Raw genomic sequence first — 21031 nt, 5'->3', positions numbered from 1 at the left:
GCGCTCGAACACCGGCCGGGCATCCGCCAGCATCTGCGCATCCAGCGAGTCCGGCACCGGGTTGCGGTGGGTCGGAATGTTGAAGCGGCGCATTTCCTCCGGCGCGTCGACCTTGGCGAGAATCGGATTGAGGTCGAGGTCGTCGAGGTGGTCTGCACCGCGGCTGACCTGGCGCAGCAGCTCCGTGCGGCCGACGATCTCATCCAGCGACCGCACGCCGAGCCGGCTGAGGATTTCCCGCACGTCCTCGGCGATGAAGCTCATGAGGTTGACGACCTTGTCGGCGCTGCCGCTGAATTTGGCGCGCAGGGCGTCATCCTGCGTGCAGACGCCGACCGGGCAGGTATTGGAATGGCACTGGCGCACCATGATGCAGCCCATGGCGACCAGGCTCAAGGTGCCGATGCCGAATTCCTCCGCACCGAGGATCGCCGCGATGACGATGTCGCGCCCGGTCTTCAGGCCGCCGTCTGCGCGCAGCTTCACCCGGTGGCGCAGGCCGTTGAGGGTGAGCACCTGGTTGACTTCGAGAGGCCCATTTCCCAGGGTGTGCCGGCGTATTTGATCGAGGTCTGCGGGCTGGCGCCGGTGCCGCCGACATGGCCTGAGACCAGGATCATGTCCGCATGCGCCTTGGCGACGCCGGCTGCGACCGTGCCGATGCCGGCGGACGACACCAGCTTCACGCAGACGCGCGCATCCGGGTTGATCTGCTTCAGGTCGTAGATCAGCTGCGCCAGATCCTCGATCGAATAGATGTCGTGATGCGGCGGCGGGCTGATGAGCGTGACGCCGGGCGTCGCGTGGCGCAGCCTGGCGATCAGTTCGGTGACCTTGAAGCCGGGAAGCTGGCCGCCTTCGCCGGGCTTGGCGCCTGCGCGACCTTGATCTCGATTTCCTCGCAGGCGTTCAGATACTCCGCCGTCACGCCGAAGCGGCCGGAGGCGATCTGCTTGACCGGCGAATTGGCGTTGTCGCCGTTGGGGTAGGGGTGTAGCGGCGCCGGTCCTCGCCCCTTCGCCCGACACCGATTTCGCGCCGATGCGGTTCATGGCGATCGCCAGGGTTTCGTGCGCCTCGGGCGAAAGTGCGCCAAGGCTCATGCCCGGGGTCAGGAACCGGCGGCGGACCTGGGTGATCGACTCCACCTCGTCGATGGGTACCGGTGCATCCGCCCAGTTGAATTCCATCAGGTCGCGCAGCGAGACCGGTGGCATGTCGCGCAGGCCGCGCGCGAACTTCTGGTAGAGCGAATAGCTGTCGGTCGCGACCGCTTCCTGCAGCATGTGGATCAGCTTGCCGTCATAGGCGTGGACCTCGCCGCTGGCGCGATAGCGGTACAGGCCGCCGACCGGCAGGGTGACCACGGCGCTGTCGAACGCCTGCGCGTGCCGGTCGGTCATGTTGAGTTGCAGCGACTTGTAGCCCATGCCGGAAATCTTGGACGGCATGCCGGGGAAGAACTCGTTGACCAGCGAGCGGCTGAGGCCGACCGCCTCGAAATTATAGCCGCCCCGGTAGGACGCGATGACTGAGATGCCCATTTTGGACAGGATCTTCAGCAGCCCGGCGTTCATGGCCGCAATGTAGTTCCGCACGCATGCGTCCAGCGTGCGGCTGCCGAACAGACCGCGCGCGTGGCGGTCGGCGATGGCCTCCTGGGTCAGCCAGGCGTTGACGGTGGTCGCGCCGACCCCGATCAGCACCGCGAAGTAATGGGTGTCCAGACACTCGGCGGCGCGTACGTTGATCGAGGCATAGGTGCGCAGCCCCTGCCGCACCAGATGCGCATGCACACCGCCGGCCGCCAGGATCATCGGCACGCTGACCCGCTCGGCGGAGACGAATTCGTCGGTCAGGAACAACTGGCCGCGCCCGGACCGCACCGCGCGCTCCGCCTCCTCGCGTATGCGGCGGCAGGCCGATTTCAGGGCCTCCGGGCCGTCGTTCGGGTCGAAGGTGCAGTCGATCACCTGGGCCTGGCCCTCGAAGTGCGCAAGCAGGCGCTGCCATTGGCCGTTGCTGAGGATCGGCGTCTCCGTGACCATCACATCCGGCTGGTGGGCGTTGCGATCCAGCAGGTTGGCGAAGTTGCCGAACCGGGTCTTCAGCGACATCACCCGTTCCTCGCGCAGGGCGTCGATCGGCGGGTTGGTCACCTGGCTGAAGTTCTGCCGGAAGAAATGGCTCAAGTGCCGCGGATTGTCGGAAATGACCGCGAGCGGCGTGTCGTCGCCCATCGAGCCGACCGCTTCCTTGGCATCCTCGACCGCCGGCTGCAGCAGCAACTCGAGATCCTCGTGGGTGATGCCGGCGGCAACCTGCAACTGGCGCAGGCGCGCGCGCTCGAGCGTCACCGGTTCCGGACCCGTACCGATCACCTGTTCGAGCGGCTTGAAATCGCGCACCCATTCCGCGAACGGCTGGCTGGCGGCGATCTTCTGCTTGATCTCCCGGTCGTGGTAGAGGCGGCCCTCGGCGAGATCGACCGCGATCATCTGCCCCGGCCCGAGCCGGCCCTTGGCGACCACATCGGCCTCCATGACCACGACCATACCGGCTTCCGACCCGGCGATCAGCAGCCCGTCCCTGGTTTCCAGATAGCGCATGGGGCGCAGCGCGTTGCGGTCCAGCCCGCCGACGACCCAGCGGCCGTCGGTCATGGCGAGCGCGGCCGGCCCGTCCCACGGCTCCATCACCGAATTGAAGAAGGCGTACATGTCGCGGAACGCGTCCGGCATGGTCGACTGCTTGGACCAGGCTTCCGGCACCATGATCAGCTTGGCGGTCGGCGCGTCGCGCCCGGCATGCACAATGGCCTCGAACACGGCGTCGAAGGCGGCGGTGTCGGATGCGCCGGACGGGATCACCGGCTTGATGTCGGCGGAATGCTCGCCGAACGCCAGGCTTGCCATGCGGATTTCGTGGGTCTTCATCCAGTTGGTGTTGCCGCGGATCGTGTTGATCTCGCCGTTGTGCGCGACCATGCGGAAGGGCTGCGCCAGCCACCACTGCGGGAAGGTGTTGGTCGAGTAGCGCTGATGATAGATGGCGAAACGGCTGACGAAGCGCTCGTCCTTCAGGTCGGGGTAGAATTCCGCCAGGTCCTGGGCGAGGAACAGCCCCTTGTAGATGATGCTGCGCGCCGACAGCGAGCAGATGTAGAAGCCCGGAATCTGGGCCGCGATCACCTTCTTCTCGATCCGGCGGCGGATCAGGTAGAGGTTGCGCTCGAAGGTCGCCTGATCCTCCTCCAGCTTCGGGTTGTGGATCAGGATCTGTTCGATCTCGGGGCGGGTCGCCGCTGCTTTTGCGCCGATGACACTGCAGTTGATCGGCACCTGGCGCCAGCCGTAGATATCGTAGCCGAAGTCGATGATCTCGGACTCGACGATCTGCCGGCAGGTCTCCTGGTCGTTGAAGTTGGTGCGCGGCAGGAACACCTGCCCGCAGGCCGCTTCACCGGGGCGCGGGGTATGGCCGGTGCGCTCGATATGCTCATAGAAGAAGTCGCGCGGAATTTCGACGTGAATGCCCGCGCCATCGCCGGTGCGGCCATCCGCGTCCACCGCGCCGCGATGCCAGACGGCCTTCAGCGCGTCGAGCGCGGCGGTGACCACCCGGCGCGATGGCTTGCCATCGATGGCGGCGACAAACCCGACCCCGCAGGCGTCGCTTTCCATGTCCGGGCGGTACATGCCCTCGACCGCCAGGCGTTCGCGTTCGGTCTCGCTGGTCATTACCTGTCTTCCTCGGGAGTTGCAGTTTGGATCATCATTCCGGCTCACTCATGCTGTAGCGCGCAAACACCTGCGCCCCGGTCAGCTGGGGCGCATCGTCGGCGAAGGCGTAATAGTCGGGCTTGCGGTCGATGAAATAATGTTCTGCCATGTGCAGGCCGTCGGGCAGATCAAAGCCGCCGGCCTCACCGCTCAGTTCGCCCGTCTCGATTATCCGATAGAATAGCGTCGAGCCGCAGGTCCGGCAGAAACCGCGTTCGGCCCAGTCGGAGCTGCGCCACCAGCCGACTTGATCTTGACCACCGGTGATCGACATGCCGTCAGCAAAACGCACAGCAAGCGACGGTCCGCCGTGCCAGCGGCGGCACATGGTGCAGTGGCAGGCCGTGAGCTCCGGCGCACCACGGCCTTCAAAGGCAATGGCGCCGCACAGGCAACGGCCGGAATATATCGCTGTCATCGGTCCTCTTCCGTCAACGTTTGAGCGGTTTTCAGTCACAGCAGCACCGCCTTTGCGAGCGCCACCCGCTGGAACGGCGTCGGCTCAGCACCACGCACCATCAGCAGCAGGTCGACCTTCTGCTCGTCGATGCGCGTGAACAGCCGGTCAAGGAATCGGGCCTCGTGCAGGATGCTGTCCTGACCGGGCCCCACCTCGATCAACAGGTCGATGTCACCGCCACGGCGCGCAGGGTCCACCCGGCTGCCGAACAGGCGCACATGCGCTTCCGGCCCAAAGACTGCGCATGCAGCCGCTTTGATCGCCGCGATCTCGTCGTGCGACAGCCGTACCTTGGGTTGGCTGTGTCCGGGAGCAGCGGTGTGGGCGATGGCCATCGGTCGTTTCCTACAAGCCTTGTTGGTTCAAAAGCCCTGCTGCGCGCAGCCGCTCGAGGACGCGCGGCATGGCCTCTGGCCGCCTCCTGCCCGAGCTTGGCGCCTTCGAGTGCATCTGCGCCCATCGCACCCTGCATGTAGCCGATCATCTTCGCGCCGAGCGGCGTGCGGTAGAATTCCGTCAAAGCGATGATTTCCGCCTCGCTGAAATTCCGGTTGAAGCTGTTGACCTGCAGGCCGGTGAAGTCGCCTTCCCGCTTCTTGAAGGCCGCGCCAAACTCCTCCTTCATGATTTGGGCAATTTGTGCTTTGTCCGCTCCGGGGGCGGGGATCTGCTTGCCGATCGCCTCCACCATCGATGGAACGATCTTCGCGATGGTCTTGCTGTACTGCATCGCCTCCAGCAGTTCGATGATCGCCTTCTGCTTGACTGAGGGATGGCCACCTCCGCAGCGCAGGCCGGGTGCATGGCACCCGACCCGATCGCCAGCGCGACCAACGCAATGCGTAGTCGCCGCATACTCATTCCGTCAGTTCCTTCGGGATCGTGAAGCCGGATTTCTCGGCTTCGGTCTTCAGAGCCTTCAGCGTGTCGTCCGCGACGCGCTTGGTGATCTGCTGGCCGGTGATCGAGATGTCGCGGTTGATGACAGCCTGCGCGCCGATCAGCTTCTTGCCGGCCGGCGTGGCGGCGAACGCGGCTGCCGCCTTCAGCTCGTCCGGCGTCAAGGCACGAACATAGGCCGTGCGGACGCCAGCCAGGAAAATTTCCCTGCTGCTGTCGATGCTCTGGCCGAGCGCCTTGTCGACGGCGGCTTTGAGGGCGTCCTCCTTGCCTGGGTTTGCCTTCACCAGCGGCTCGACGAGAAAGGGTGCGACGCGCTTGAGGTTTGCCTGCAGGATGTCGGCGGCACCAGTTGCAGCAACGACGGCCTCGAGCGCCTTGGCGGTTTCCGCGTCGAGCTGCGGCGGCGTCTGGGCGGCTGCAGGCTGCGCTGCCGCCGGTTTTTCCGCCGGCTTGTCGGCCGCCTGCGCGCCCGTCGCCGCGAGCAGGCCAGCGATCAGAAGGAGATACGAACAGTCATGGGTTGTCCTTTATATCGTGAGGCAAACCGCTCAGGCCGCGGCCTGAGCGGCGACTGCGTGCGCCGCGAGATGCTTGTGCATCTGCTGTGCGGCGTCACGGCCGTCGCGGATCGCCCATACCACGAGTGACGCGCCACGCACGATATCCCCAGCGGCGAACACACCGGGCAGGCTGGTCATCTGGGTTTTCGGGTCGATGCGCACCGTGCCCCAGCGGCTGACCGCCAGTTCCGGCGCATCGAACAGGGCCGGCAGCGGCTCCGGATCGAACCCGAGCGCCTTGATGGCCAGATCGGCCTTGAGGGTGAAACTGCTGTCCGGTTCCGGTTCCGGTGCCTGCCGCCCCGAGGCGTCCGGCGGCCCGAGGCGCATCCGGCTGGCCTTGACCCCGCTGACCTGCGTCTTGCCCGTGAAGCCGTCCGGGGCGGACAACCAGCAGAATTCGACGCCTTCTTCCTCCGCGTTCAGCACCTCGCGCTGGGAGCCGGGCATATTGGCCCGGTCCCGCCGGTACAGGCACTGGACCGAGGCAGCACCTGCCGGACAGCCGTGCGCACGCAGTCCATCGCGGTGTCGCCGCCGCCGATCACCACCACGCGCTTGTCTTTGGCGTTCAGCGCGCCGGACTCATAGTCTGCAACCGTATCGCCAAGGTCGATCCGGTTGGCGGCGGTCAGGTAATCGAGGGCGGGCACAATGCCCTCGAGGCTGGAACCCGGAGCCTTGAAGTCCCGCGCCTTGTAAACCCCGGTCGCGATCAGCAGCGCATCGTGGCGCGTGCGCAGGGCTGCAAGTGTCGCATCGCGCCCGACTTCGAAATTCAGGTGAAACTGCACGCCGCCGTCGCGCAGCCGCTCAGCGCGTCGGGTCACGATGTCCTTTCCAGCTTGAAGCCGGGAATGCCGTAGATCAGCAGGCCGCCGATCCGGTCGTAGCGGTCATAGACATGGACGGCATAACCCAGGAGGCGCAGATGCTCCGCCGCCGCCAGCCCGGCCGGCCCCGCGCCGATGATGCCGACGCTCTGGGCGCTGCGGTCCCGCACCGGCATGATCGGCTGCACCCAGCCGTTTTCCCAGGCTGTGTCGGTCAGATATTTCTCGACCGCGCCGATGGTCACAGACTTGAAGCCCGCCTCGATCACGCAGTTGCCCTCGCACAGCCGGTCCTGCGGGCAGATCCGGCCGCACACCTCCGGCATGCTGTTGGTGGCGGCGGAGAGCTCGTAGGCCTCCTGCAGGCGGCCCTCGGCGGTCAGGCGCAGCCAATCGGGAATATTGTTCTGCAAAGGGCAGTGGACCTGACAGAAGGGCACGCCGCACTGCGAACAGCGACTTGCCTGCTCGCGCGCCTTTTCGGCGATGTAGCTGCGATAGATTTCATGAAAGTCGCTCCGGCGCGCCTCGGCAGGCCGCTTGTCCGGGTAGGCCTGCGGCGTGCCGGTGAACTTCAGCATGAGGGTCTCGGTCATCGTCAGCTCGCGAAATAAAATTACTGATATGTCGCGCAGATGCGCAATTCTCATGCGCTATATCGCGCCTTGCGGGGAGAACCAAGCAAAATCGTCCATATAAGTCAGTATTACTGACTTAACATGTGATTATAGGAAGACGTATGGTCCCAGACGCCACTATCGGCTTCGTCATCCCTGTCCGGCGTTCGTATATTGGTCCGATACGGTACTAAATGCCCAGCGCAAGCAGGATCAGCACAACGCTGCCGACCGCGATTCGGTACCAGGCGAACGGCGCAAAGCCATAGCGCGAGACAAAGTTCACCAGGCCGCGCACCACCAGCAGCCCGGAGAGGAACGCCGCGACGAAGCCCACCGCAATCGTCAGCCCGTCGTCGAGCGCCAGCAGGTGCCGCTGCTTGTACAGGTCGTAGGCGGTCGCCGCCGCCATGGTCGGGATCGCCAGGAAGAAAGAGAACTCGGCGGCTGCCCGCCGGTCGACGCCCATGAGCAGCGCCCCCATGATGGTCGCGCCGGACCGCGACACACCGGGGATCATCGCCAGGCATTGCATCAGGCCAATGCGCAGTGACAGGCTGGTCGGGAAGTCCTCGACGATGTGATGCTTCGGTTGCCTGACCATGCGTTCGATCGCCAGGATCGCCAGTCCGCCAACGATCAGCGCCACAGCGACGCCGGCCGGGTTCTCCAGCAGCGCCTTGATCTGCTTGTAGACCAGCAGCCCGACAAACAGGGCAGGCAGGAAACCCAGCAGCACGGCGATGCTGAAACGGATCGCCTTGTCGTCCCGGCGCAGCAGGCCGGCCGCGACCCCAATCAGCCGCTGCCGATAGGCGACGCATACCGCCAGGATCGCGCCCAGCTGAATGGCGATCTTGAAGGTGTTGCCGGGGTCGCGAAAGCCGATGAAGTGCCCGGCGATCACCAGATGCCCGGTCGAGGAGACGGGAATGAACTCGGTCAAGCCTTCCAGCAAGCCGAGCAGCAGCGCCTCGGCAAGGTGCGCCAGGTCCATGAGCAGTCTCTTTTCAAAGGGGCGCGGTTCAGGCGGTCTTGCGGTTGAACTGGCCGTGCGGGCGGTAAGTGACGAGGTAATTGGGGACGATCGCTTCAACAGGCGTCGGCGCGATGTCGAAGGCCTTGAGTCCCAGGGCACCGGGGCTGACCACATTGTCCCGGGCCAGCAGCTTCAGTTGATCAAGGGTCAGCAGCGGCCGGGGCAACAGGCCAAGGACCGCTGCCTTCAGCCGGGCCAGCGGCAGGGGATTTCGACCAGCGGCCGGTCGATGCGGATTTCCTTGAGGATGTATTTCAGCAGGTCGCGGAACGTCCATACGTGCGGGCCGCCGAGCTCGAAGGTCTTGCCGGCGAAGTCGGCCGGGGCATCAACCGCCTTGGCGATGGCGGCGGCGACATCGCCGACATAGACCGGCTGAAACCGGCTGTCGCCGCAGATGACGGGCATGACCGGCGCGATCTGCGCCAGCCCGGCAAAGCGGTTGAAGAAGCCATCTTCCGGCCCGAAGACCAGCGACGGCCGCAGGATGACGGCGGCGGGGAAGGCGGCGCGCACATGGGCCTCGCCTTCGCCCTTGGTGCGGGCGTAGTGCGCCGTCGATTGTGCATCCGCGCCGATCGCCGAGACATGGACCAGCGTTTTGACCTGTGCGGCGGCCGCAGCCGCGGCGATGCACTGCGCGCCCTCGGCCTGCACGCGGTCGAACGTCTGCCGACCGGTGGGGAAGAGGATGCCGACCAGATTGACGACGGCGCTGGCGCCGCCACCGCGCGGGCGATGGACGCCGGGTAGCGCACATTGGCCTGGACGATCTGGATCTGGCCGACCGCACCAAGCGGCTTCAGGAACAGCGCCAGCTCCGGGTGGCGCACGGCGACCCGCACGCGGTGGCCGGCCTTGGCCAGCTGCTGCACGACATAACGCCCGAGAAAGCCCGATCCGCCGATTACCGTCACCAAATCCGTCATGCGCGCCACCTGTGTTGCTGTCCGCTGCTCATGCCAAAGCCGATCGCTGTTGACAACAGCCGAGCAACCCCTATCGGCGCTCGCTCTGCCAGATCGCGGCTCGCCGGAGTCGCTTTGAATGACACCGTGCCCAGGTGGCGGAATTGGTAGACGCACCAGCTTCAGGTGCTGGCGCTGGCAACGGCGTGGAGGTTCGAGTCCTCTCCTGGGCACCATTTTTATTCCGGGTACTTCCGAAAATTGATTAAATGATTAGAAGTTTGGGTGGATTTTTCTTGAGTCTTGCCGCCTCTATGCGCCTTTTCCGCGGGGCTTAAGCCTCTAGCTGATAAAGTTTTCGCGCATTCAAGCATGCAGATAAGTCACGCAGGATCGCAGAACAGCACTGTTGGTATGCCAAAACACCGCTATAAATATGAAAATACTGGAGATTTCCCCATGGCGCTCGCCACGGGTACTGCGCCTATTGCCTAAACTCAGCCACTCGACAGGTCAAAGCAGCCTGCCTAAGACGCCACATCATAACATCAGGAGTGATAATTTTGACAAAAACAGCTCTGATTACAGGCGTAACCGGGCAGGATGGCGCCTACTTGTCGGAGTTGCTGCTCGCCAAGGGCTATATCGTGCACGGCGTCAAGCGGCGATCTTCCTCTTTCAACACGGCGCGCGTTGACCACCTTTACCGTGATCCGCATGAAGGAGAAACGCGGTTTTTATGCACTATGGTGACATGACGGACTCGACGAACCTGATCCGTTTGATCCAGCAGACAAAACCAGATGAAATATACAATCTAGCGGCGCAAAGTCATGTACAGGTCAGTTTCGAGACTCCTGAATACACTGCCAACGCGGACGCCGTTGGTGCGTTACGTATTCTTGAGGCGATGCGGATTCTCGGGTTGGAAAGAAATACAAAATTCTATCAGGCTTCAACATCTGAGCTATTTGGTGGGGTTCAGGGCCATGCACAAAACGAATCAACTCCATTTTATCCGCGTTCGCCTTATGCTGCCGCCAAGCTTTATGCCTATTGGATTACTGTAAATTATCGTGAAGCCTATGGCGTGTTCGCGACGAACGGTATTTTGTTTAATCATGAAAGCCCTCTGCGTGGAGAGACTTTCGTGACACGTAAAATTACGCGCGCAGTGGCTGCTATTGAATATGGCTTACAGTCGAAACTCTATCTCGGCAACCTTGATGCCCAACGCGACTGGGGCCATGCCCGTGATTATGTCGAAGGCATGTGGATGATACTGCAGCATCCACAAGCGGAAGATTGGGTGCTGGCGACAGGCAAAACGACCTCGGTGCGCACCTTTGTGGAAATGGCATTTGCGCATGTAGGGCGCACCATCACATGGGACGGCGAAGGCGTTGATGAAGTCGGCAAGGATGCCAGAACTGGCCAGACGCTCGTCGCGATCGACCCGGCCTATTTCCGCCCTACAGAGGTTGACCTGCTGCTTGGCGACCCGACCAAAGCCAATACCAAGCTTGGCTGGACGCATAAATCCTCACTTCAGGATCTGGTGACAGACATGATGCAGAGTGATCTTGAAGTCATGAAAGATCAAAAGCGTGGCTAATCAGGTTTACGATCTAAAAGGTAAGCGCGTCTGGGTTGCAGGTCACCGTGGCATGGTGGGCAGCGCGGTCGTGAGGCGGCTGGCGCAAGAGTCTGTTGGTGATATACTCACAAGTGATCGTGCGAGTACCGATTTGCGCCGCCAGGATGATGTGGAAGCCTGGATGAAAGTAGCGAAGCCCGATGCCGTAGTGATTGCTGCGGCGAAGGTAGGCGGTATTTTAGCTAATGACAGTTTTCCCGCAGATTTTTGTATGATAACCTCATGATTGAGGCGAATATCATCCATACATCCGCGCAATTAGGAGTACAAAAATTATTGTTTCTCGGGTCTAGCTGCATCTACCCTAAGCTGGCAGCGCAGCCGATGTCAGAGGAAGCATTACTAACCGGCCCGCTCGAGCCAACCAATGAGTGGTATGCCATTGCCAAGATTGCCGGTATCAAACTTTGTCAGGCATATCGCAAACAGCATGGCCACGATTTCATCTCTGCTATGCCGACCAATCTTTACGGTCCGGGCGATAATTATGACTTGTACTCAAGCCACGTCATCCCCGCCTTGTTGCACAAGGCACATGACGCAAAACGCTCAGGCGCAGAAGATATTGTCATATGGGGCAGCGGTACGCCGTTGCGCGAGTTCATGCACGTCGATGATCTTGCAGATGCGCTCGTGTTTCTTCTCAAACACTATTCAGCTCATGAGCACATCAATGTCGGCACAGGCGAGGAAATCACCATCGCCGCACTGGCGCAGAAGATTTGCGATGTCGTTGGGTTTGGCGGTCACCTAAAGTTCGATGCCAGCAAACCGGATGGCACGCCCCGCAAGCTCATGGATAACGGTCGCCTAAGGGCGCTGGGCTGGCGAGCACGCATCAAGCTCGCAGAGGGTTTGGCCGACGCCTATGCGGCAATGCCGCGGTAACAATTCACGGCCTTGCGCGCAGTGCGCGCTTCAGGCGCGACAAACCATATCCTGCGAAAGCAAACAGTAGTTTGTGAGCATGCCATCGCAGGCCATGACTTAGACTATGCATGGGGCGAGATCCCGCATCGAACGTCATGCCCAGACCATGGAACAGGCGGCGCGTATATGGCATCCATTTGCCGCGCTCCACCACATGACGGTACTGAATCAGCCTTCGGGTCGCCGCGTGGTGCTGGCCTGGCGCGCCACGCTGATGCTCGAAATCCCATATGCTGCCAGGCTTCCGTAATGCCTCTAGCAGGTAGTCGCGCTTCCAGAGCGTGGCCTGCAGGGAGGAAGGGTAAGGCTCATTGTGAGCCAGAGGCTCAAAGAATTGGCGAGTGCCTAAATTTCTTAATAGCCGTACTGGCAGGCTGCGTTCTACTGGTACGAGTCGTGCGTAGGCCAAATCTTGCGTTATCGCCTCGGCAAGCGCTGCAGCCAGTACTGATTGGTCAACCGGTTTCAGCAGCAAAAATCATCCAGCATGAGAATGATGTGGCTGATCTCCGGCGGTAATTGCTGAATCTGGGCATTAAGTTCGCCGCGCCAGCCGCATTCCACACCGGTCGCAATCGGTGTGAAACCGTGCAGTGAAGCTTCGGGAACAGCGGTTGTCAGCCCAACATAGCGTGGCCAGGGGCAATACGGCCACAGCTTGCCGAAGCCCGCGTAGACCTGATCGAACACATCCCGCGTGCGATCACTGCTGGCGACGAAGAGGCAGGCGGGGATAGTCCGGAAATCCAGATAGTCTTTCATGGCTTAGTGAGGAGGAATGTGTCGCCAGATCTGGTTATCTGGTACCCTAATCCACCTGCAAAACGCATTAAATCTGCCTCGCTTGGATAAGCCGGATCAGTTCCAAAGCATCGTGCATCATCAATCAAAATGATATCTTTAGGCTGGTTACGTGCTGAAATATGAAGAAGTTCTCTGAAAACTGGTGTATCCTCTGCTCCGCGCGCGGTGAATCCACCGGAAAAATGCCCATCTAGCCAAAATAAGGCAGGTTCCGTCTGCACAAGTGTAATTTTTCCTAATACATCACCACTATCTCCCAAATGACAATGAACATGTGGCATAGATGAGAAGCGCTTCTCAGCAAGGGTATGCAGGCGCTCAGACACTTCTATGGTATCTACTCGCTTGCAAATCTTAGACGCTACATAAGTTGTGTCGCCAAGAAATGTGCCTGTTTCTACAAACCATTGTATAAAATTTTTTCGGATTAAGTCAGAGATCATCATGCGCTTTTTCATAGCGGGATATGCCCCGCTCCTTTTAGAAAGTTCCCACCGTTTCATTTCAAGCCACGCCATGGCCTGAACGTATAATTTTCCGCCTGGCATGCTGCGAATGTAATATTTACTTTCAGGACTAAACATGTCGCTAAATCTTTCTATGCTCATGGTTTGAGTAGTCTAGCAAATATGATGCCATTAAGAATGTTATGTTAAATCAAATGGCGTATCCGCCTGAGCCAATATACATTCTACCTTTCTGTGCCAAGCCGATGATGCATCCTGCCAAGGCTTTCATGAATTATCATTGATTTCAAGTGCGGGGATAAATATATACCGATTAAACCAAACACTAACGAAAATAATGCCGCAAGAAGCAAGGCATACAGCGGCTGTAACTGAACAAGCATATGGCGCTGAAAAAATGAAAAGGCCTGCAAGCAGCGATATTGCGGCGGCAGGTATAAAAATAGCGCGGTTTAGCCAAGTTAAAAATTCACAGTTATGCGTTTAATCAGCCAACTTCCAAGTAAAATTGTGTAAAACACATATATAAACATCCAAACTATTGCAATAGATACGCCGTCATCGTGCATTCCAAAGAATAAAACTGCCGTTATAAACACGGGTATCGCGACGCAATTACAGATCAGAATAGGACGAAGTAAGCCACGTGCAACGCCAAGTTGGTATGGAACCTGCCAGACTGCCGCGAACGCCATGCCGGCCATGAAGGCAATGAGTATCGAAGATTGAAAACTGCTGCGCTGATCAGATGAGACAATTATCCGGGCGATTTGCTCCTCAAACATCCATGTGATCCAGAAGGCGGTTACAGCAAAACGGTAATGGCGGACGTGGCAAGCCCTGCCAAATTGGAAATGCCGGCCTGATCATTCTCGGCAACGAGCCTGTTGATCTTTGGATAAAGCGATTGGGTGACGATGGTAGCGAGCATCAGCATGGCGCCTGAAACCTGATAGCTGAGCGTGTAGCTTGAATAAACTGACGGCGACATCATACCGATCAGCAATATCTTGTCGAGGTAGCCAAGCAAAACCAAGACAGGCTGATGAGAGACATCCCTGCGGCAAATGGCAGCGCTCTCCGCACCGTGGCAAGCCCGCCATGCGCTCGGAACGGCAAGCCAAGTACTGTCCGGCACAGCCAGCGTAGTGGCACAAGGGCCAGGACAGCGGCCAGCATGTTGCTCAGCAAAAACATTTCCACGCTGCTGCTGATCAACAGCAGCGCAAGTGCGGCGCATGAATGGCGTAAAAGGTCGAAGCCGACGGTGATGGCATTGGCCTCGATCATGCGATCGCTGCCAGTCAGAATGGCGTTGTAAAGGGCCATGGGAAAACGACACGCAAGCAGGAAGCCGATCATCAGCCAGATCTGGGCTGTAAGCCCCTGCTGTTCCGCTGGTGCCATGCCATGTAGCGCGGCAAGCGCCATACCGCCGAAGGCCAGGACGATCAGCATTACAATAACGAGATAGAAAGTTTCGATGGCAGAGCAGAAGGATCGGCTTTCCTCGGTCCTTTGCCTTGCGCGCGATCGAAGATCAGGCGGCGGCTGACGGTTACGCCAAGGCCGAAGTCCAACAGGGTCATCAACGAGTGCAAAGAGGCATAAAATCCGATGATCCCGTAGCTCTCAAGGCCGATGAGGCGCGTGTAGAGCGGAATGGTGAGAAGACTCAGCGCCGCCGGCACGAGGCGGCTTGCGACGGTAGACATCAATATGCCGGAAAAGGCTTGCGCCATCGTATAATCAGGTCCGGGCGCATAAGCGCCATAGTGGCAAATTGCGTATTGTGGTCACCGTCTTGACACAAGTGCCAGACGTGATCACCAGCGTGCTAAACATATTATTGGAATGGTTCAAGTTTATGGCATTGGTTCGGTCACTGTATAACCTGGTGACGCCTGTCCTCGACCCGAGGCGTCTCTTGCACGGGCTTTGTAATTACCCGCGTTTTTCAGTGATCTGCTCCGGTTCCGCATCCTGGCGGCGCATAGCCAACGTCGCTACCCACTCGCATTATGGCCCACTCTGCATGAGCGTACGATAGAAACCCAGTTTGATCCGCATTACTGCTATCTTGCCTATTGGGCGACGCGCATGGTGCTGGAGAAGGGCGATGCTGTGGCCCATGTCGATGTTGGCGGCCAGGTATCCTGGCTGATGGGGCTGGCTGCCTCTGCACAGGTCACCACCGTCGACATCCGCCCCTTTGCGCAGGATGTACCTAGCCTCACTGTAAAGTCCGGTAGTCTGATGGCGCTGCCGTATGATGATCAGTCGCTTCGTTCCCTCTCCTGTTTGCATGTCGTTGAGCATGTCGGCCTTGGCCGCTATGGCGATCCGCTAAACCCCGATGGATGCTGGCAGGCCATGCGGGAACTGGCGCGAGTCGTAGCACCAGCAGGGCGGCTGATTTTGCCGTTCCGTGCGGGCAGCCACGGGTCCAGTTCAACGCGCACCGGGTGTTCGCTCCACAGGACGTGATTGACACGTTCGCGCATGAGGGGCTGGAGCTTGAGCATCTAGCAGGCGTAACGGATGATCGCCATTTCCATCAGAGTATTGCGAAAGATCTGCTCGAGAAGCAGGGTTATGGCTGTGGTTTCTTTCTTTCCGACGGCCTGGGTGAAGGCTGCAAAGTGCAGATATCTATTGTCATCCCGACCTATAATCGTCTCAGGTGCGTTTTTGACGCTATCGACAGTGCGCTTGTCTGGGCGCAGGCGCTCGGGGACTGTGAAGTCATTGTCGTCGACGATGCCTCGACGGACGACACGCTCGCACAGCTTAGATCGCGCTATGCGGATGAGCTCGCGCGTTCATATCTCAAGGTGGTTGCGCTGCCCTGCAATCAGGGTGTTACCGGCGCCAAGAACGCTGGAGCCATGGCCGCAAGCGGTCACTGGATCGTCTTTCTGGACTCGGACGATCTTTTGATCCCCACCGCAGCGGGCCCTGTCGCGGCCACACTTCGCGCCTACAAGGATATGGCAATCATCATGTTCCGCTGTGTCGATCAGGCTAGCGGCGCATTGCTAGGTTCCGCGCAGGCGCAGGACATCTTGGTGGACCGAGAGACATATCTCGGCGACTGGCCCTACGGCGAATGCCTGCCTGTCCTGCGTCGGGACGCCTTTGTCGCCTCTCCTTATGATGCCGACCTGCGTGGCTTTGAAGGGCTTGCCTATCTTCGGCTTCTCGCCCGTCATGGTCCCATGTTGGTGTCGCCAGTGGAGGCGCGTCGCTACGAAACGCGTGGCGACGACCGGCTGAGTGCGCCCAAGGTTTTTCTGCCCGAGCGCGATTGCTGGCCCGCGGCCATGCCCGTATTTTGCGCGAGAACTGGCGTTGCTTTCGCCCGGCCGGGCTGGTACGCCAGATACTGAAAGTCGGTTATTATAGCTTACAGAGTTTTCATGAATAAGGTGAAATTTAGGCTGCCACGTGCATTACTACGTAAAGAATAAATTAAACTAGCGTATAAAACGTATATATGCACAAATTGTCAGGAAGAATTACAGAGTGATGCGATCAATGGATAAGCCTAAGAACGACGATAAATCTCAAGCTGTTACGCTATTTGGTTTCATAAATTCTGTCCGTAAGCGCTACATTAGTTTTATAACAATTACGATACTTTGCACTTTATTTGCCATATTTTTGAGTGTTGCATTGCCAGTAAAATATAGGGCGAAGGCTACTTTCGCACTAGTACCACCGCCATTTTCCCAACAACTTTCTACTTCTCCGCAGATTCTTGGTACGTTGGGGCGTTTGGCTGGCTTGTCTGGTAGCGATCAATCCAATTTTGATCTGAATTTTCAGAGACTCAAGTCTCGAACAATGATTCGAGGGTTTTAATTAAAAATAGGCTTGTAGACTATATAAATATGACAGATGAGAATGGAGGTAAAGAAAATAAAACTTTATCGACAACAGGTAAAAATTTAGACACCAGTAAGAGCATAGAGAAGGCGGTTGACAAATTTAAGCGTGAAAATTTACTCTTTAGTCCTTCAGTCGACGGCGGTGTTTACACTATAGAAATTGTACTGAATCGGCCAGAATTGGCTACACAGATATGCAACCAGTATATTCATTATGCTGATGAAATAATACGCACTGATGCGGTATTAGAATCACGTCGCCGTCTGGACTTATTAACTCAAAGGATTGGTGCACAACAATTACCGGAAGTACGCGGCGCGCTGGCAACACTTTTAGCACAAGAGGCAAGAACATTGGCATTGACGTCCGGTACGACAAGCTATGCATTTAAAATAATTGATGTTGCGACAATACCTTATAACAAAGCAAGCCCTCAACGCGCTTTAATATGTTTACTAGGCTTCATATCAGGGATAATACTTGCATCTATATTTATAGTCGTGCGCGATAATGTCAAGTAAGTTAAGTCTATGATTGCTGTATTTACAACTCTTGGGGTATCAATCGTATTATTAATAATCCTCGCCGGCGTGCTTGAAGATAAATTTCATGAACGCAGTTTCTTGTCGCCACTCATATTTATATCATGCGGCTTTATTTTTGCCTATCCCATTCGCGGCTTTTTGACATACTTTTATCCAAATGATTTTTCAGTTTTTGATAATTATTACCCTATAGATAATATATCTTTATTCTATGCAACATTATGTCTATCTTTTTAGGTATTTTTGGGCTTATTTTTGGATACTTGGCTGGAGCACAACTTTCCGACTACATGATATTACCGGAATTGAGTTTTCGTAGTGATAAGAATGCCAGATATGTTTCATTTATTCTTGTAATAGTATCAGTTGCTATGTTTTCTAAATTACTTCCAGATGTACTGTCTTCTGGCTCCGCGATCCAACTATTTTCGTCAGATTTAAGAATAAACATATTGAAATCATGGTCTGGCCAAGGTCAATATTTATTTTTATTGTTGCAATTACCTCTAATTTTGACTATTCTAATGCTTTCATACGTGAACAGCGAAGCCCACGCTTTAAACAAAATTTTTTAACATTAATATTTATTTTAGTCGCCTTAATTTTTGGAATAATCGGATCAAGACAAGTTCTGTTGTCACTGCTAATGATCGTGATATTGTTTTATCATTATAACGTAAGAAACATACAAGTTTTATATCAAATCATCATCCTGATATCCGTTGTTACTACCGGGGCATTCTTGGGCTGATTCTTGTGTCCTTTGCATTTGAAACCAATTACTCAATTTTTCGAATATACTTTGGTTAAGTTTTGTGCGTTTTACCCAGTCGTTCGACCAGTTTGAAATGCTATCGTCCTGTTTATACCGATGTGACAATTTCTACTTTGGACTCACCCCGATCGAAGATGTAGTTCTAACCTACATGCCTCGTTCGCTTTTCCCATTCAAACCCGAGATATATGGAACGCTTCGTGCCCAGAACGATGTACTGCCTGGTTTATTTGATTACGCAGGACTGAACGCGACCTATCCAATAGGTTTTTGGGTGAAGGTTATATCAACTATGGCCCGGTCGGCGTTTTTATTTTCCCCTTCTTGTTTGGGTTGTTGCTACGTCTAATCTATGAAAAATCCAAAAGTCAGAAGGGATATATGGCTGTACTTATATATCTTATGGCCAATCTTATAGGAATAATAAGATCATTCGGTGGTATAATAGTTTTATGATACTAGCAATTTTCATGGTAAAAATTCTGTATTGTATAAAATTGAGTGCCGATACAGGAGAGAAATAAATATACTTATTCCTAAATTTTTAATAATTTGGTCTGCGCAATAATTCGCGTCTGCCTTGTAAAATTATAGCAATGTCAAATTGAATGGAATTGAGATCAATTCTATCTTGCGGCCAGTTTGCTAAATATCTCCATATGCGCATCAGCCGTTGCGGCGAGAGTGAAACGCTCAAGTACTTTGGCGCGGCCTGCTAGTCCGTAGGATGCAGCCGTTTCCGGTCACGCAACAAGCGCAGAATCGCTGCCGCCATTTCTACGGTATCCTTTGGTGGCACCAGCAATCCATCCCGACCATGATCTACAATCTCAGGAATGCCGCCAGTTGCATATGAAACGACGGGTGTACCATATGACATTGCCTCCAAAATTGCAGTCGGGCAGCCCTCCCCAAAGTGAATGCATTGCGAGCATCTGTGCTTGTGCCACCCACTGCTCCGGATGACGATCATAGCCGTGCAGGATCACATGCTGTTCAAGCCCGGCTTCCTGTACGGCCCTGGCGACTGCTCCATTCATGTCATCGCGGCCGATGAAACGGAATCTTGTCTCCGGCAATTCTGTCACGACTTGCTTGATTGCCTCGAGAAACGGATATGCCCCTTGACCGGTAAAAGGTTTGCAACACTGACAATTTCGCGCGCGCGTTCAGGCCAGGCTATCGGCGGCCCTTCGGGTGCTTCAATACCATTGTATACAACGTCGATGCGTAACGGCGATACCGAGATCAGGCGAGCAAGACTGCGTTTTGTGACTTCCGCATTTGTAATGTAATGATCGGTGAGAAATCGCTGCGGCCACTCAACGCGTCTGTAATCGCGCCCAAGGGGAGTTCCTGGTTCCACATTACCGCGGATGCCATGGACAATTCTTGTCCTCGGCATGAAAGGTCGCAGCGCCCGAACGAGTGTCGCGGGGCGCAGGCCCATGACGTAGATAAAGTCCGGCTTGAGTTGTCGCCATAAATCGACGAGCGCCCGCACCTTGTGACGTGGTGCTGCAGGTGATCCGGCAAGGGCGATCGCGTCTGCGCCTTGGCTGCGGGCCCATTGTGTCCAGTCGCCTTCTTCTCCCAACGTCGCCAGGGTATAATGCACCGGCCCATTCGGTCTGCACAGCGCCATGCGCGTCAGGCTGCGCTCGGCGCCACCTATTGCAGAGGTGGCGAACAACAAAAGAACATTAAGCGGGGCGGGCAAACAGGATTTCCGTCATGAATGATGCAGCGAATGTGCGCTTCTATGTGCCAAAGCCCTGGTTATCAAGCGTTGCAATTGGCATAACCATTGCGGTATGCGGCTTGCACAAGTCAATGGCGTACAGGGTGTATCTCTAAAATTATGATATCGGCGATACAAGAAAGACAATCACATATGTCTAATGTTGACTATGATGTTACCGCGGGTTTCGGTGATGAATGGACCAGATTTGATCAGTCAATTTTATCTGATGACGAGAAGAAAAAATATTTAATGAATATTTTGAGATTTTCCCTGGAATGAATTGCCAGCAGACGCATGCGGCGCAGATTTTGGATGCGGCAGTGGCCGATGGGCGTCGGTGGTTGCGGGGCGTATTTCCAGGCTCGTCTGCGTGGATGCCAGCGAGGCGGCCCTTGCGGTGGCGCGCCGAAACCTCGCCGCTTACTCGAATTGTGAGTTCCTGCTCAGCAGCATTGGAGATATGCCAGAAATCAGGGGTAACAGCCTTGATTTTGGGTATTCTCTGGGCGTGCTCCATCATATGCCAGACACGGCCGCTGGTCTTGTATCCTGCGTTGCCAAGCTAAAGCCCGGCGCACCATTTCTGCTTTACCTCTACTATCGCTTTGATGGGCCCTGGTGGTTCCGAGCGCTATGGCAAGCCTCGGAGCTTGGCCGGGCCGTGATATCACGACTGCCCCATGGACCGCGCTACGTCATGAGCCAGGGGATTGCGGTTTTGGTTTATTGGCCGCTGGCGCGGATGGCCCGCCTTGTAGAAAAATGGGTTTTCCTGCAGAAGGCCTGCCTCTGTCCTACTATCGTGCGAAATCATTCTATGTAATGCGCACGGATGCACTGGATCGTTTCGGCACCCGGCTGGAGCAGCGCTTTACGCGCCAGGAAATCGAAAAATGATGCGCGATGCTGGTCTTGAACAGGTTAAATTCAGCGCACATGCACCGTACTGGTGCGCCGTTGGCATAAAAGCGGGCGCTGCTGAATGAAAGTATCAATATGTGCGGCATAGCCGGATTTCTCTTTAATGGACGGGCCAGCAAGCTGGATTTGCAGCCAACGATCAATCGCATGACGCAAGCCATCGCGCATCGCGGGCCGGATGATGCGCAGCATTGA

Annotated in this window: 21 protein-coding genes, 1 tRNA gene and 5 pseudogenes; 10 read left to right on the top strand and 17 right to left on the bottom strand. The window is 56.8% G+C overall.

All coding sequences use genetic code 11. From position 1 onward, the window contains the following. Positions 1–273: 273 nt before the first annotated feature. From gltB to E6W36_RS23085, 4 genes and pseudogenes are all read right to left on the bottom strand, one after another. Positions 274–3683, bottom strand: a pseudogene (gene gltB, locus E6W36_RS06115) (glutamate synthase large subunit); the annotation flags it as partial. Positions 3684–3774: 91 nt separating this feature from the next. Then, on the bottom strand, positions 3775–4200 hold the full coding sequence (locus E6W36_RS06110; RefSeq protein ID WP_222874068.1) for a GFA family protein: 426 nt from the start codon (positions 4198–4200) through the stop codon (positions 3775–3777). A 35-nt stretch (positions 4201–4235) separates the two neighbouring features. Continuing rightward, complete coding sequence (locus tag E6W36_RS23090) at positions 4236–4403, bottom strand: hypothetical protein (protein WP_425459695.1); 168 nt, start codon at positions 4401–4403, stop codon at positions 4236–4238. After that, positions 4400–4762, bottom strand: coding sequence for a DUF2059 domain-containing protein (locus E6W36_RS23085; protein ID WP_425459711.1), 363 nt, complete (start codon positions 4760–4762; stop codon positions 4400–4402). The genes E6W36_RS23090 and E6W36_RS23085 overlap by 4 nt, the downstream gene beginning before the upstream one ends. On the opposite strand from E6W36_RS23085, the gene E6W36_RS06100 reads away from it, so the two are divergent. After that, entirely contained in the window at positions 4646–5011 is a 366-nt protein-coding gene (locus E6W36_RS06100; protein ID WP_222874567.1) for a hypothetical protein, read from the top strand. The two genes, E6W36_RS23085 and E6W36_RS06100, sit on opposite strands and share 117 nt — an antisense overlap. An 88-nt stretch (positions 5012–5099) precedes the next feature. Here the strand turns inward: E6W36_RS06100 and E6W36_RS06095 are convergent, their stop codons facing one another. The 4 genes and pseudogenes from E6W36_RS06095 to E6W36_RS06080 form a co-directional block, all read right to left on the bottom strand. Beyond that, the gene (locus E6W36_RS06095) at positions 5100–5429 is read right to left on the bottom strand and encodes a DUF2059 domain-containing protein (RefSeq protein ID WP_222874066.1); all 330 of its coding nucleotides are present in this window, start codon (positions 5427–5429) and stop codon (positions 5100–5102) included. Between the two features lie 264 nt (positions 5430–5693). Further along, positions 5694–7134, bottom strand: a pseudogene (locus E6W36_RS06090) (NAD(P)-dependent oxidoreductase). Between the two features lie 211 nt (positions 7135–7345). Continuing rightward, positions 7346–8152 (bottom strand): undecaprenyl-diphosphate phosphatase, encoded by an 807-nt coding sequence (locus tag E6W36_RS06085; RefSeq protein ID WP_222874065.1) that lies wholly within the window; start codon positions 8150–8152, stop codon positions 7346–7348. 28 nt (positions 8153–8180) lie between these two features. Then, positions 8181–9123 (bottom strand): annotated as a pseudogene (locus E6W36_RS06080) (complex I NDUFA9 subunit family protein). Between the two features lie 128 nt (positions 9124–9251). Between E6W36_RS06080 and E6W36_RS06075 the strand changes: the two are divergent. The 4 genes and pseudogenes from E6W36_RS06075 to E6W36_RS06060 all read left to right on the top strand — a co-directional run bounded on the left by E6W36_RS06075 (position 9252) and on the right by E6W36_RS06060 (position 11939). Next, positions 9252–9338: transfer RNA gene (locus E6W36_RS06075), tRNA-Leu, on the top strand. Positions 9339–9665: 327 nt separating this feature from the next. Beyond that, a pseudogene (gene gmd / locus E6W36_RS06070) lies at positions 9666–10717 on the top strand (GDP-mannose 4,6-dehydratase). Between the two features lie 85 nt (positions 10718–10802). Beyond that, positions 10803–11647: pseudogene (locus tag E6W36_RS06065) on the top strand (GDP-L-fucose synthase family protein); the annotation flags it as partial. Between the two features lie 148 nt (positions 11648–11795). Continuing rightward, positions 11796–11939 carry a hypothetical protein gene (locus tag E6W36_RS06060; RefSeq protein WP_222874064.1) on the top strand — a complete coding sequence of 48 codons (144 nt, stop codon included), beginning with the start codon at positions 11796–11798 and terminating at the stop codon, positions 11937–11939. A gap of 215 nt (positions 11940–12154) precedes the next feature. Here the strand turns inward: E6W36_RS06060 and E6W36_RS06055 are convergent, their stop codons facing one another. The 5 genes from E6W36_RS06055 to E6W36_RS06035 all read right to left on the bottom strand — a co-directional run bounded on the left by E6W36_RS06055 (position 12155) and on the right by E6W36_RS06035 (position 14702). Next, positions 12155–12451 (bottom strand): hypothetical protein, encoded by a 297-nt coding sequence (locus tag E6W36_RS06055; protein WP_222874063.1) that lies wholly within the window; start codon positions 12449–12451, stop codon positions 12155–12157. Next, positions 12448–13077 carry a class I SAM-dependent methyltransferase gene (locus E6W36_RS06050; protein ID WP_222874062.1) on the bottom strand — a complete coding sequence of 210 codons (630 nt, stop codon included), beginning with the start codon at positions 13075–13077 and terminating at the stop codon, positions 12448–12450. Before E6W36_RS06050 ends, E6W36_RS06055 begins: the two co-directional genes overlap by 4 nt. 688 nt (positions 13078–13765) lie before the next feature. Next, positions 13766–13966, bottom strand: a complete 201-nt coding sequence (locus tag E6W36_RS06045) for a hypothetical protein (protein WP_222874061.1) — start codon at positions 13964–13966, stop codon at positions 13766–13768. Further along, positions 13960–14418 carry a hypothetical protein gene (locus E6W36_RS06040; RefSeq protein WP_222874060.1) on the bottom strand — a complete coding sequence of 153 codons (459 nt, stop codon included), beginning with the start codon at positions 14416–14418 and terminating at the stop codon, positions 13960–13962. The genes E6W36_RS06045 and E6W36_RS06040 overlap by 7 nt, the downstream gene beginning before the upstream one ends. Then, positions 14418–14702, bottom strand: a complete 285-nt coding sequence (locus E6W36_RS06035; protein ID WP_222874059.1) for an oligosaccharide flippase family protein — start codon at positions 14700–14702, stop codon at positions 14418–14420. The genes E6W36_RS06040 and E6W36_RS06035 overlap by 1 nt, the downstream gene beginning before the upstream one ends. A 358-nt stretch (positions 14703–15060) precedes the next feature. Between E6W36_RS06035 and E6W36_RS06030 the strand changes: the two genes are divergently transcribed. From E6W36_RS06030 to wzy, 4 genes are all read left to right on the top strand, one after another. Then, the gene (locus tag E6W36_RS06030) at positions 15061–15447 is read left to right on the top strand and encodes a methyltransferase domain-containing protein (protein ID WP_222874058.1); all 387 of its coding nucleotides are present in this window, start codon (positions 15061–15063) and stop codon (positions 15445–15447) included. Beyond that, the gene (locus E6W36_RS06025; protein ID WP_222874057.1) at positions 15444–16349 is read left to right on the top strand and encodes a glycosyltransferase family 2 protein; all 906 of its coding nucleotides are present in this window, start codon (positions 15444–15446) and stop codon (positions 16347–16349) included. Before E6W36_RS06030 ends, E6W36_RS06025 begins: the two co-directional genes overlap by 4 nt. Positions 16350–16853: 504 nt before the next feature. Next, on the top strand, positions 16854–17372 hold the full coding sequence (locus E6W36_RS06020; RefSeq protein ID WP_222874056.1) for a hypothetical protein: 519 nt from the start codon (positions 16854–16856) through the stop codon (positions 17370–17372). A 1069-nt stretch (positions 17373–18441) separates the two neighbouring features. Continuing rightward, positions 18442–18627, top strand: a complete 186-nt coding sequence (gene wzy / locus E6W36_RS23080; protein ID WP_222874055.1) for an O-antigen polysaccharide polymerase Wzy — start codon at positions 18442–18444, stop codon at positions 18625–18627. A gap of 259 nt (positions 18628–18886) precedes the next feature. On the opposite strand, the gene E6W36_RS23075 is transcribed toward wzy, so the two are convergent. From E6W36_RS23075 to E6W36_RS06005, 3 genes are read right to left on the bottom strand one after another with little or no spacing between them, the layout of a single operon-like run. Further along, entirely contained in the window at positions 18887–19051 is a 165-nt protein-coding gene (locus E6W36_RS23075; protein WP_425459694.1) for a glycosyltransferase, read from the bottom strand. Further along, positions 19002–19259 carry a hypothetical protein gene (locus tag E6W36_RS18235; RefSeq protein ID WP_246048190.1) on the bottom strand — a complete coding sequence of 86 codons (258 nt, stop codon included), beginning with the start codon at positions 19257–19259 and terminating at the stop codon, positions 19002–19004. Before E6W36_RS18235 ends, E6W36_RS23075 begins: the two co-directional genes overlap by 50 nt. Then, entirely contained in the window at positions 19256–19864 is a 609-nt protein-coding gene (locus E6W36_RS06005) for a glycosyltransferase (protein WP_222874053.1), read from the bottom strand. Before E6W36_RS06005 ends, E6W36_RS18235 begins: the two co-directional genes overlap by 4 nt. A 331-nt stretch (positions 19865–20195) precedes the next feature. Between E6W36_RS06005 and E6W36_RS06000 the strand changes: the two genes are divergently transcribed. After that, positions 20196–20738 carry a class I SAM-dependent methyltransferase gene (locus E6W36_RS06000; RefSeq protein ID WP_222874052.1) on the top strand — a complete coding sequence of 181 codons (543 nt, stop codon included), beginning with the start codon at positions 20196–20198 and terminating at the stop codon, positions 20736–20738. A 104-nt stretch (positions 20739–20842) separates the two neighbouring features. On the opposite strand, the gene E6W36_RS05995 is transcribed toward E6W36_RS06000, so the two are convergent. Next, positions 20843–21028, bottom strand: coding sequence for a hypothetical protein (locus tag E6W36_RS05995; RefSeq protein WP_222874051.1), 186 nt, complete (start codon positions 21026–21028; stop codon positions 20843–20845). Positions 21029–21031 lie beyond the last annotated feature (3 nt).

It is taken from the genome of Hankyongella ginsenosidimutans (assembly GCF_005144965.1).
Taxonomy (GTDB): domain Bacteria; phylum Pseudomonadota; class Alphaproteobacteria; order Sphingomonadales; family Sphingomonadaceae; genus Hankyongella; species Hankyongella ginsenosidimutans.
This window is presented reverse-complemented; position numbering and strand designations above follow the sequence as displayed.

Excerpts from the sequence above, each read along its gene's own strand:
- E6W36_RS06110 (WP_222874068.1), bottom strand. The coding sequence starts at position 4,200 with ATGACAGCGATATATTCCGGCCGTTGCCTGTGCGGCGCCATTGCCTTT.
- E6W36_RS06100 (WP_222874567.1), top strand. The coding sequence starts at position 4,646 with ATGGCCTCTGGCCGCCTCCTGCCCGAGCTTGGCGCCTTCGAGTGCATC.
- E6W36_RS06085 (WP_222874065.1), bottom strand. The coding sequence starts at position 8,152 with ATGGACCTGGCGCACCTTGCCGAGGCGCTGCTGCTCGGCTTGCTGGAA.
- E6W36_RS06060 (WP_222874064.1), top strand. The coding sequence starts at position 11,796 with ATGGAACAGGCGGCGCGTATATGGCATCCATTTGCCGCGCTCCACCAC.
- E6W36_RS06055 (WP_222874063.1), bottom strand. The coding sequence starts at position 12,451 with ATGAAAGACTATCTGGATTTCCGGACTATCCCCGCCTGCCTCTTCGTC.
- E6W36_RS06050 (WP_222874062.1), bottom strand. The coding sequence starts at position 13,077 with ATGTTTAGTCCTGAAAGTAAATATTACATTCGCAGCATGCCAGGCGGA.
- E6W36_RS06040 (WP_222874060.1), bottom strand. The coding sequence starts at position 14,418 with ATGCTGATCGTCCTGGCCTTCGGCGGTATGGCGCTTGCCGCGCTACAT.
- E6W36_RS06035 (WP_222874059.1), bottom strand. The coding sequence starts at position 14,702 with ATGGCGCAAGCCTTTTCCGGCATATTGATGTCTACCGTCGCAAGCCGC.
- E6W36_RS06030 (WP_222874058.1), top strand. The coding sequence starts at position 15,061 with ATGGTGCTGGAGAAGGGCGATGCTGTGGCCCATGTCGATGTTGGCGGC.
- E6W36_RS06020 (WP_222874056.1), top strand. The coding sequence starts at position 16,854 with ATGACAGATGAGAATGGAGGTAAAGAAAATAAAACTTTATCGACAACA.
- E6W36_RS23075 (WP_425459694.1), bottom strand. The coding sequence starts at position 19,051 with ATGTCATATGGTACACCCGTCGTTTCATATGCAACTGGCGGCATTCCT.
- E6W36_RS05995 (WP_222874051.1), bottom strand. The coding sequence starts at position 21,028 with ATGCTGCGCATCATCCGGCCCGCGATGCGCGATGGCTTGCGTCATGCG.